7 protein-coding genes are annotated in these 11,114 nt (G+C 70.0%); 1 reads left to right on the forward strand and 6 read right to left on the reverse strand.

The annotated features are described in order from the left end of the window. Positions 1-165 precede the first annotated feature (165 nt). From ACOJUJ_RS08495 to dacB, 5 genes are all read right to left on the reverse strand, one after another. The gene (locus tag ACOJUJ_RS08495) at positions 166-975 is read right to left on the reverse strand and encodes a carboxypeptidase regulatory-like domain-containing protein (RefSeq protein WP_420126432.1); all 810 of its coding nucleotides are present in this window, start codon (positions 973-975) and stop codon (positions 166-168) included. Positions 976-1,946: 971 nt separating this feature from the next. Beyond that, positions 1,947-2,222 carry an Lrp/AsnC family transcriptional regulator gene (locus ACOJUJ_RS08500; protein WP_420126433.1) on the reverse strand — a complete coding sequence of 92 codons (276 nt, stop codon included), beginning with the start codon at positions 2,220-2,222 and terminating at the stop codon, positions 1,947-1,949. Beyond that, positions 2,222-4,261, reverse strand: a complete 2,040-nt coding sequence (locus tag ACOJUJ_RS08505) for an ABC transporter permease subunit/CPBP intramembrane protease (protein WP_420126434.1) — start codon at positions 4,259-4,261, stop codon at positions 2,222-2,224. Before ACOJUJ_RS08505 ends, ACOJUJ_RS08500 begins: the two co-directional genes overlap by 1 nt. Then, the gene (locus tag ACOJUJ_RS08510) at positions 4,261-4,983 is read right to left on the reverse strand and encodes an ATP-binding cassette domain-containing protein (protein ID WP_420126435.1); all 723 of its coding nucleotides are present in this window, start codon (positions 4,981-4,983) and stop codon (positions 4,261-4,263) included. Before ACOJUJ_RS08510 ends, ACOJUJ_RS08505 begins: the two co-directional genes overlap by 1 nt. A 463-nt stretch (positions 4,984-5,446) precedes the next feature. Beyond that, positions 5,447-6,973 carry a D-alanyl-D-alanine carboxypeptidase/D-alanyl-D-alanine endopeptidase gene (gene dacB, locus ACOJUJ_RS08515; RefSeq protein WP_420126436.1) on the reverse strand — a complete coding sequence of 509 codons (1,527 nt, stop codon included), beginning with the start codon at positions 6,971-6,973 and terminating at the stop codon, positions 5,447-5,449. Between the two features lie 28 nt (positions 6,974-7,001). On the opposite strand from dacB, the gene ACOJUJ_RS08520 reads away from it, so the two are divergent. Then, complete coding sequence (locus ACOJUJ_RS08520; protein WP_420126437.1) at positions 7,002-7,916, forward strand: response regulator; 915 nt, start codon at positions 7,002-7,004, stop codon at positions 7,914-7,916. A 719-nt stretch (positions 7,917-8,635) separates the two neighbouring features. On the opposite strand, the gene ACOJUJ_RS08525 is transcribed toward ACOJUJ_RS08520, so the two are convergent. Beyond that, the gene (locus ACOJUJ_RS08525) at positions 8,636-10,609 is read right to left on the reverse strand and encodes an Ig-like domain-containing protein (protein WP_420126438.1); all 1,974 of its coding nucleotides are present in this window, start codon (positions 10,607-10,609) and stop codon (positions 8,636-8,638) included. Positions 10,610-11,114 lie beyond the last annotated feature (505 nt).

Here is an 11,114-nt window from a genome sequence, read left to right on the forward strand (position 1 = left end):
CCTAGCAGCGGATTGATCCGCTCATCAGACGGCGGCTTATCATCAACCCACCCTCACACTTCCGCACTTCCGCACTTCCGCACTCACACCCTCACACCCTCACACCCTCACCCCCTCACACCCTCACACCCTCACACCCTCACTCCCGTTCACCCGTTCACCCCCTCACCCTCCCTCCCGCTGCCTGAACCCCCGCCGCGTCCAGATCACCACCGTGCCGCACTGCACCCACCGCGAGCTGAACTCCGCCGGCGTGTCGGCCTCGCCGCGGTACACCTCGATCCCCTCGATCTCGTCCGGCTGCACGTAGTCGTCGATCGCCAGGTCGTGCCGCAGCGTGGAGCGAAGGCCGGACGTCGACGGCTGGTTCACCCGCATTCCGTCCACAAAGAACACCACCGCGCACCGATCGGCGTTGCTTCCCTGCGTAAGGCCGGGGCCGGTCGTCGTTCCCATCCCCGGCGGCGTGGGGCGCAGGTTGGGCAGGTTGCGCAGCATGTCGGTCACCCGCACCGGGTGCCGCGCCTCGATTTCTTCGCGGGTGATGAAGCGGCCCAGGCCGTGCTCCATCCGCGAATAGAAGCCGCGCAGCACCGGGCTCACGTCGCGCGTGGAGCGTGAGGTGACCGTCACCGGCGCCAGCACCACCGCGGCCACCGCCATCCGCACCTCCACGTCCACCACCGAATCCGCCGTCAGCACCAGGTCACCCACCGCGTCGCGGTAGCCCAGGCGGGTGGCGCGGAGGCGGTACGGCCCGGGGCTTACGTCGGGGAACTCGAAGCCGCCCACGCTGTCCGTGCGCAGCGCGCGCTGCCAGCGGCCGCGGTTGGCCGAGATCACCACCGTGCCCTGGGGAAGGGGGCCGCCGCTGGCGGCGTCCAGCAGAATGCCGCGGACCAGCGACTGGGCGGGCGCGGGAGGCGCGGCCAGCAGCAGGGCGGCGGCGAGCAGGCATACGCGGTGGGCACGCACGCGGTCCTCCTGGCGGGTGGGCGGAGGGGGCCGGACGGGAGGTCGGAGGACGCTCCCGGGAGTGGAACGGGCGCGCCAGACCCGATTCTGACGCGCCGCAATCGCCGGACCGCGCCCAGGGAGGCGACACGACCTCACTTCCACGGACACCGCGAGATCCGTCATCCTGAGGGAGCGCCGGGCGCAGCCCTGATCTACACCAGTGCCTGCGCGCGACCGAAGGACCTTCTCTCCGGCATCGTGAAGCACGCTCCGAGGCAGAGATCCAGCCCCACGGCCATGCCGGCAAGGTCCTTCGGTCGGCGCCAAACTCCTTCGTGAAAGCCAGATACGACGCGGCGCCTCCCTCAGGATGACTCTTCGCGAGTCGGGGTTGGCGACACCCTCTCAGTGTGTTTAAGAATCTGCTCTTCCGACAACCCAACGTTTGATTTCTGAGGGAGCGCCTCCTCAACTTTGAATCCACTCGACCGCTTAGCCGCGACCGAAGGATCGTCTCGGCGATAGCGAAGCACGCTCCGAGGCAGAGATCCAGTCCCACGGCCATGCCGGCAAGGTCCTTCGGTCGGCGCCAAACTCCTTCGTGAAAGCGGGATACGACGCGGCGCCTCCCTCAGGATGACTCTTCGCGAGTCGGGGTTGGCGACACCCTCTCAGTGTGTTTACGAATCTGCTCTTCAGACGACCCAACGTTTGATTTCCTGAGGGAGCGCGCCTCCTCAACTTTGAATCCACTCGACCGCTTAGCCGCGACCGAAGGATCTCGTCTCGGCGATAGCGAAGCACGCTCCGAGGCAGAGATCCAGCACCACGGCCATGCCGGCAAGGTCCTTCGGTTGGCGCCCAACTCGTTCGTGAAAGCGGGATACGACGCGGCGCCTCCCTCAGGATGACTCTTCGCGAGTCAGGGTTGGCGACACCCTCTCAGGACGACTGGCTTACGGCGTCGGGAAGGGGGCGACAGCTTACGATCAGTCGAACATGTCCCAGGCGCGCTCCAGGTCCTGCTTGCTGTAGACCCGAAACGCGGTGAGCGTGTTGGTGCGCTCGATCCCCGACACCTGGGCGATCTCTTCGGTCACGATCTCGGCGATGCGGTCGTACTCCTTCACCCGCAGCACCGCGATCAGGTCCCAGTCGCCCGAGACGGAGTACACTTCGGCCACGCCGCCAATACCGGCGATGCGGCGGGCCAGGGCGGGCACGTCGCCGGGAACGGCGCGAATCAGCACGACGGCGGCAACCATCAGACTCCCTCCGGTGCGGGGGTTAAGACGATCGGATCGGCGCGGCGGGGCAGCAGCCACAGCCCAACGGCCAGCAGCACCGCGCCGCCGGCCACGGTGGGCCACGCCAGCGACTCGCCGCGAAACGCCAGCTTCTGCACGGCCGGCTGCCAGAGCAACATCACCACGAACGCGTTGTTGATGAAGTGCATCAGCATACTCGCGAACAGGCTGCGCGAGTGCCAGACCACCCACCCCATCAGCAGGCCGATGAAGGCCGTGGGCAAGAAGCGCAGCGCCGTCTCGAACGAGAGATGAAAGGCGCCGAAGACGGCGGCGGAAAGCACCACCGCGCGCCATCCCCGCATCTCACGCCCCAGCGACTGCAGCAGCACGCCGCGAAACACCAGCTCCTCGCAGATCGCCGGCGTCAGCGCGGCGATGAAGAAGAGCCAGAGCGCGCGCCGGGCGTCCGCGGCCGTCAGCATCTCCTGCATGGGCATCAGGCTTTCCAGCCCGCCGTCAAACAGCTGCAGCTCCAGCCAGACCAGGCTCCACCCCACGGGAATGCCGCCCAGCGCGATCAGCGCCGCCGCCAGCAGCGCCCTTGCCGGCGGGGGGCGGATCGCCAGCGTCCGCCGCCAGTCGTACGGCCCCAGCGTGGCAAAGGCGATCGCGGGAAGGGCGAGCAGGAGCCACTGCGAGGCGAGCAGCCCGCGCTCCCCCAGCGACGCCTGAAAGCGCCCGCCCAGGTGAAAGAAGAGGAGCGCGATCAGGGCGATGAAGGCCATCGCCTCCGCGGGGAGCGGAATCCCCCGCTCCGCCAGGCGCCAGGCGCGGATGCGCTCCTGCCATCCCCCGCCCCTGGCCGCATGTCCCGACCCGCCGCCGAACAGCACCTCCTCGCGCCCGAACGCGCGGGAGGCGAAGACCAGCGCCAGCCCCGCGTACGCCGCGGTGGAAAGGACGGCGAGTGTGGAGGCCAGCAGCGGCGCGTCCCCCGTCATCAGCTCGCGAAAAAACATCGCCAGCCCCACGACGGGAAAGAGCGCCAGCGCGGGGGTAAAGTCGATGCCCGGCATCGTCACCACCAGCAGCGGCAGCGTGGCGGCCAGCTGCGCGGGGGTGAGCGCGTTCTGCGCCTCCTTGAACGACTGCGCCCGCAGCGCCAGCCCCAGGAACGTCGCCGCGAACAGCACGGCGAGCGGGATCAGGGCGACAAAGACGAGCAGCGCGGCGCCCGGCGGCAGGGTGAACTTGAGATCCATCCCCGCGCCCATGCGAAAGATACCGGACTGAAAGGTCAGCAGCATGCTCAGCAGGTTCGCCACCGCCGCCGCCATCCCGATCAGCGCCACCGCGGCGAACTTCCCCGCGACGATCTCCGCCGCGGGGACGGGCGCCGTCAGCAGCGTTTCCAGCGTGCCGCGCTCCTTTTCCCCCGCGGCCATGTCGATGGCGGGGTAAAAGGTGCCCAGCAGCGTCATCAGCACCAGGATCAGCGGAAGGAACCGGCCCAGCGTGTATCCGCCCGCCTCCTCCGCCGTGGCCACGGACGAGTCCGCCACCGCCAGCGGCGCGGCGAAGGTCGCGGGGAGCCCGGCGCCGCGCAGGCGGGCGGCCAGGAGGGTGTCGCCCCACGCGTCCAGCCGCGCCGCCGCCAGCTCCTGCGCGCGGCGCGAGCGGTCGTCCGTGGCGTCGAAGAGGATGCGGGCCTGCCGCGATCCGTCCACGGCCACCGGCGCGGCACCCAGGACGACGGCCGCCTCCACCTCCCCCTCCCGCACCGCCGCCACCGTGGCGCTCTCCGCGCTGAAGACGCGGATGGCGCTGTCGCCGTCCATGAAGCGCACCAGCGCGGGATCCGCCCCCGCCATGGCGACCTTGGCCGGCGCCGCGCTCAGCTGCCGCTGGCCAAAGATGGCGATCTGCTGGATAAGGACGAGCATCGCCGGGTACAGCAGCGTCGGCAGCACCAGCATCATGAACAGCGTGCGGCGGTCGCGGATCGTCTCGCGCAGTTCCTTCGCCAGCACCGTCCGCACGGTCGCCCAGCGCATCACGCCGCCTCGCGAGCGATGCGCAGGAACGCGCGCGCCAGGTTGGGCTCGCCGCTGCGCGCCACAATCTCGTCCGCCGTTCCTTCTTCCACCAGCCGCCCCCCGGCCAGGATCCCCACGCGGTCGGCCAGCAGCTCCACCTCGCTCATGTGGTGCGTGCTGAACAGGACGGCGCGCCCGCGCGTTCGCGCATCGGCCACAAAGTCGTAGATCGCCTGCCCGCTCAGCACGTCCAGCCCCAGCGTGGGCTCATCCAGCACCAGCGCGGGTGGATCGTGCACCGCCGCGCGGGCGATGCTCACCCGCTGCCGCTGCCCGGTGGAAAGCCGCCCGCACAGCCGGTCCGCGAACGCGCCGATCCCGAACCGCTCCACCATCTCCTCCACGCGCCCGTCGATCTGCCGCTCATCCACCCCCTGCAGCTGGGCAAAGTAGCGCAGCAGCTCGCGGGCGGTGAGGCGCGCGTACAGCCCCATGGACGCCGCGAGGAAGCCGAGCCGCCGCCGCACCTCCAGCGGCTGCGTGCGTGCGTCGTATCCCCCGATGCGCGCCGTGCCTTCCGTGGGCGTGAGGAGCGTGGCCAGGCAGCGCAGGGCGGTGGTCTTGCCGGCGCCGTTGGCCCCGAGCAGCGCGTACACCTCTCCCGGCGCCACGCGCAGCGACAATCCACGCACCGCGACAAATTCGCCGTAGGCCTTGGAGAGGGAATCGAACTCGATCAAGGAGGGGCAGCGCGTGAGTGCGGGAGTGCGAGAGTTGGTCCGGCGTGTGGGGAAGATATGTCGCGGCGCGTGGAACGGCGAGGCGGGGTGGTGAGAGACGGTGACGAGGCGCGTCTGACGGGCCCTCTCCCCCGCCGACTTCGCCGCTCGTTCCTCGCGGCTCGCGGCGACCCCTCCCCCAACCCCGGGGGAGGGGGTGGGTGTTACCTCAGGGCGATCAGGCGGCGAACAACCTCTGCCCTGCTCCAGAGATCGGGGAGCCACTACCATCCCGGCACCCACACAAACAACCCCTCCCCCGAAGTTGGGGGAGGGGTCGACCGCCGTTGCGAGGAACGAGCAAAAGGCCGGTCGGGGGAGAGGGCCCCCGAGGGTCGCGCCACACCTTCCCTTCACCATCACACCCGCTCACCCGTTCACCCGTTCACCCGTTCACCCGCTCACCCGTTCACCCGTTCACCCTTCACCCCGCCGCCGCGATCGCCCGCACCACGTCGTCAATCCCGGCCTTCATCCGCGCGGTCGGCTGGCCGGAGCTGTTGACGATGATGCAGAAGATGATCTCGCGCCCATCCGGCATGGTCACGATCCCGCTCAGCGAGTCCGCGCCGCCGATGTACCCGGTCTTGGCAGCCACCCGCCCGCGCAAGTCCGTCAGCCGGCTGCGCAGCGACCCGTCCTGCGCGCCGGAGACCGGCAGCGCGCGGCGCACGATCGCCTGGCGCGGGGTGCGGCGCACGTAATCCAGCAGCCGCACCAGCGCCCGCGGCGTCACGCTGTTCCCCGCGGAGAGCCCGGAGCCGTCGCGCAGCACGAAGTCCGCGGAATCAATCCCCACCACGCGCGTCAGGAACTCGCGCTCCACCGCCAGCCCGGCGCTCCAGCTCCCCTCGCCGCGCACCTCCTTGCCCAGCGTCTTTACCAGCAGTTCGGCGAACCAGTTCTGGCTGTTCATCAGCACCGGGCCGATGGCCTGCGGCAGCGGGGGCGAGCGCCACTCCACGATCGGCGTCATGGTGGCGACGGTGGATTGGGACGGGGCCGAAACCACGCGGACCGGATCGCGCGCCACGGCGATCCCCTTGCGCTCCAGCACCTCGCGAAAGACGGTGCCGGTGAAGCGCGCGGGGTTGTCGACCGCGAACGATTCCGTGTCCACGCCCGTGCCCAGCGGGATCTGCCCGTACGCGCGCACCGCGCCAGGCGCCGAGCCGCGCTCCAGATCGAACGTGTGCGAGCCGCCGCGGGCCACCGTGCGCGACGCGTTCTCCAGCGTCCACGCGCCGCTCGCGGGGGAGCCGGTGATGCGCGCGGGGGAGCCGGCGGACGCGCCCGGCTCGATGCGGAAGTCGATGGAGTTGTCGTTCAGCCCCAGCGCCCCTACCGGTGCCGCGTACCACCAGCGCGTGTCATACGCCTCCCAGTCGGCGCGCACCTTCTCGCCGTCGAACCAGCTCTCGTCCGCCACCACACCGCCGGAGATACGGCGGATGCCGCGCGCCAGCAGCGAGTCGGCCAGCATCTCCAGCACCGCCGTGCGCGTGGGAAAGTATCGCGCGCTCATCATGGGGTCCCCGCGGCCGTACAGCACCAGGTCGCCCTCCAGCGCGCCGTCGCGCACGGCGCCCGCGGCGTACAGGCTGGTGCGGAAGCGAAAGTCCGGATCCAGGTGGTGCGCCGCCGCCGCGGAGACGATCAGCTTGAGGTTGGAGGCGGGGATCAGGGGCCGCGTGGCGTTGCGCGCGTAGAGCGTTTGGCCGGTCCCGGCGTCGCGCACCTCGATCCCCCACGTGGCCCGGGACAGGTTGGGGCGCGCCAGGATGGAGTCGATTCGTGCGGCCAGCCGCGCGTTCGCGGGCGCGGAAGTAGCGTACGGCCGGGAAACTGCTACATTGGCGGCACGCGGGGTCTGCGCCGCCAGCGGCACGAACGCCGCAAGGGCCAGCAGAGCGCCGATGCGGCGCGGGATCATCACTCGGAGAGCAGGCACGGATGCGATCGGGTTGGGTGGGGGCCGGATGAGCGAAATCCTCTTCGCGGACGACGACGACGCGCTTCGCCGGATGATCGGCGAGCTGCTTCGGCACGCCGGGCACTCGGTGCGCCTTGCCGAAAACGGCCACGAGGCGCTGGCCGAGGTGCGCCGCGCCGCGCCGGACCTGGTGATCCTGGACTACCGGATGGGGACGCCCGACGGGTTCACCGTCTGCCGCACCATCAAGGACGACCCGCGCGTGGCGCACGTCCCCGTCCTCATCCTCACCGGCGAATCGCGGATCGAGGACCGGCTGGGCGGCTTTGAGGCCGGCGCCGACGACTACCTGGCCAAGCCGTTCGACGCGCGCGAGCTGCTGGCCCGCGTGACGGCCCTGCTGCGCCAGGCGCAGCGCGCGCTGGACCGCAATCCTACCACGGGGCTTCCCGGCGGCGTGGCCATCGAGCGCGAGATCGACCGGCGGCGCGCGGACGGGGCGCCGTTCGCCATGGTCTACTTTGACCTGGACGACTTCAAGCCCTTCGCCGACCGCTTTGGCTTCGCGGTGGCCGACGAGGCCATCCGCGAGGCGGGCCGCTCCATCGCCGCCACGGCCGAGGGGCGCACCGACACCTTCGTGGGCCACGTGGGCGGCGACGACTTTGTCCTCGTCTGCCCGGCGGAAGACGGGCGCGAGCTGGCCCGCATCGCCCGCGCCCGCTTTTCCCAGGCGCTCCCGCACCACCTGCCCAAGGACGCGGTGCGCGCCGGCGTGTACACCGCCGCGGACCGGTCCGGCGTGGAGCGCGAGTTCGCCCTGACGCGCCTTTCCGCCGCCGTCATCCGCGTCGATCCCGCGCGCTGGACCAGCCTGGAGCACCTGGGCGAGCGGGTGGCCGAAGCCAAGCATCGCGCCAAGACGCCCGGCTCCGCCGGCATCGCCGAGGCGGAGCTGTAGCGCGGATCCGCCCCGCAATCTAATCGCCCCCGCTGATCCCCGGAAACCCGGGCCGGCGGGGGCGATGCTCGTTCACGCCCATTCCTCGCCGGGAGCTTTGTCGCGACTCCGCAAAAAGATGGGCCTCACACGGAGTCAACGGCGTCAACGGAGTTCGTTCGTGCCGGGTCCTCTGGGCTCAGGGTTCGGCAAATGATTGGCCTCACACAGAGTTAACAGAGTCAACAGAGTTCGCTCGTGCCGTTTCCGTATGTGCGGTCCGACGCCCGATTCCAGGTGTCGGGTGGAGGAGGGACCGTCGACACGGCATACTCTTTTGTAGAGATTTAGGGAACGCGAAGGAGATGGAATGCGGCAGGGGGCCATCCGCGTTTTTTCAGGAGGGATGGTGATCGGTGGATCGTGTCCGCAAACGCACTGGAGAGTGTCGATCACGCCACCTGATGCACGATCTGGGAAAGCACGCCGCCCACCTCGAAAACCGGGGTGGGCGGCGTGTTTCCATGGCACGACAAACTCCACTCTGTTAACTCTGCTGACTCTGTGTGAGGCCATTCTTCTGGCCGAACCACAAGCGCAGGGGAAGCGGCACGAGCCACCTCCGTTGACTCCGTTAACTCCGTGTGAGACCTGTCTTTAGCGGAGCCGGAATCCCGGAACCAGACGTGCCGAAGCGGACGCGAAGACGGCGGGATCCCGCCTCCACGTCCACGCTTTCGCTACGGCGCCGTGACGACGATGTCGGTGGGCACCCCGACGGCCTGCATGTCGGCGGTATACGCGATGCTCACGTTGTTCATCCAGTCCACCGCGCGAACGTAGCTCACCCGCCACGTCCCCACGTTACCCTCGCCAAACGCCAGCCCGCAGTGCATCTCCTGGTACCAGTACGACTCGCGGTTGGGAGCGTTCATCAGGCAGCGGCGCTGCTGCGTGGGGTCGTCCGTCCGCGCGAACAGCACCTCCAGCCGCCGCACGCCGCTCTCGTCCACCGTCTCCTCGGCGGCCAGCATCACCGTCACCGTGTCCGCGCCGTTCCCCGCCACCGAATCCGCCGAGATGGAGAACGCCGTGAACTCGGGCCCCACGGTGTCGGCCTGCGTGCCGGTGACCTCGAACTGCGTCTTGAACCCCCGCGCGTCCATCTCTGCCCGGGTGACCGTCCGCCGGTTTCCGTTCAGGTCGAACAGCCGCAGCGAGTCCAGCACGAAGGTTCCGCTGTGGTAGTAGTACGGAATGCCGTCCCGGTACTGAAAGGGCGTGCGCCCGTCCACCGGCGTCAAGCCTTCCCCCGCCAGCAGCAGGACCGGGTTTCCGGCGCTGCGGATGTACGCGTGCGCCCGGTTGGTGTGCATCCGGTCGCGCGTCCACACGTTCATCGCAAAGCCCCCGCTTCCGGGCCCGGCGGTGTCGGTGTGGATCACCAGCGAGTCCAGCGTGGGCCCGTCGCGGTCCACGTCCGGCGTGTGGACGTGGATGTACGCCGGCACACCGGCCGCCAGCAGCTCCGCGTGCAGGATCGTCCGCCCGCTGAACTCCACCCGCTCGATCTGCCAGGCGCCATCCACCATCCCGTCCGCGAAGCCCGTCTCGCACCACATCTCGCGGTTGTCGCCCACCCAGCCCATGTTGGTATGCGACCGGCACTCGAAGCGAAGGCCCGTGGCGTGCCGCACGATGACGCTGATGTACGGCGAAAAGCCGCCCGTGCCGCGGTACTCCAGGCGCACCTTCACCAGCTCCGCGGGCTGCCCGGAGGTTACGGACTCCCCTTCCACCCGCACGTTCAGGAACGTGGGCGGCGCGAGGGCCGGCGACGTGGGCGGATGCACCAGCACCCGCACACTCCCCGTGCGCCCGGCACCCGTAGCCGTGAGGGTCGCCGTCCCCGCCGACACGCCCGTCACCACCCCCTCCCCGTTTACCGTGGCCACCGACGGGTTCGAGGTGGTCCACGCCACCGCGTCCCCCGCCACGCCGCCGGAGGGCGTCCGCACCGTCGCCACCACGCGCTGCGTGTCGCCCACCGCAACCGCCGGCGCGACGGGCCGCACGGCGATCCACCCCGCTTCCGCGCGTACCGGCGCCGCCACGTACACGCTGAACCCGAACGACGTTACGGTATTCGGCAGGGTAAAGCGCCACTCCTTTGCCGCGCTGGTATCGCCCGGGGGCAGGATGCCGTCGTACTGAAAGTACTTCTGCCCCGGCGCCATGAAGATTCCCTCGCCGTCCGCGTTCTCCACCTCCACGGACCCCTCGCCGCCGGTGGCGACTGGACCCGAGTGCAGAAAGACGCGCACGCCGTCCGCCGAAGGCGTTCCCCCGTCGCCCGTGCCCAGCGCCTGGCCGGTGAGGTTCTCCACCGTCACGTCCATGCGGAACGTGCCGGTGCCGTCGTAGTTCATCCCCGTGGACCGCAGCCGCACGCTCTCCCCCTGGTTGCCCAGAATGGCGGCGGATGCGCCCGGCCCGGCGCCCGCGGGCCCGCACGCCAGCGTCCCGGCGCGCACGGAAACCGTGCACGACATCGCCACCAGCGCGGACGGCGGCGCGGGTTGCGGGCCGGCGGGGGCGCCCAGGGGGCTGCGGTCGGTGCACCCCGCGGCCAGCAGCGACACCGCCAGGATTCGGAAGAACAGGACGGGCGAGCGCATCCGCGAGGCGGCGGCGCGGGAACGGAAACGACGCACGGTACGGGCTTTCAGTGGCAGAATGGGATGATTCCGCAGGCGACCATCCACCGTTGCGGGAGGATGCGTTGCCTGCGGAGCGTCAGGATCGGAGTGCGGAAAGGATGTCGCCGGAACGGGATGCGGGAGCGGGAGATCCAGCCGCCGCGGCCGCCGGCGCGGGGATGCGCCGGCGCGAGACCGCGACGGGAGAGTGCTCAGCGGCTCAGCCTCAGCGCTCAGGCTCAGAGGGTGTTGAGAAACCTCGAATCGTGCCAGTCATCCTGGGAGAGGCGCCGCTCCACAACCTGCTCCTACACAATACTCTGGCGCCGACCGAAGGACCTTGCCGGCAGAAGCGTGAGGCTGGCTTCATGCCCCGCAGCTGGCCTCACGGCGGCGGAGAGAAGGTCCTTCGGTCGCGCGTAAGCTATTGTGTTCCTGAAGGTTCCGCGCGGCACTCCCTCAGGATGACCGTACGCTGCCGTACGAAGAACCGAGGTTTCTCGACACCCTCTCAGGCGCG

The sequence above is a fragment of the Longimicrobium sp. genome (assembly GCF_048594345.1).
GTDB lineage: Bacteria > Gemmatimonadota > Gemmatimonadetes > Longimicrobiales > Longimicrobiaceae > Longimicrobium.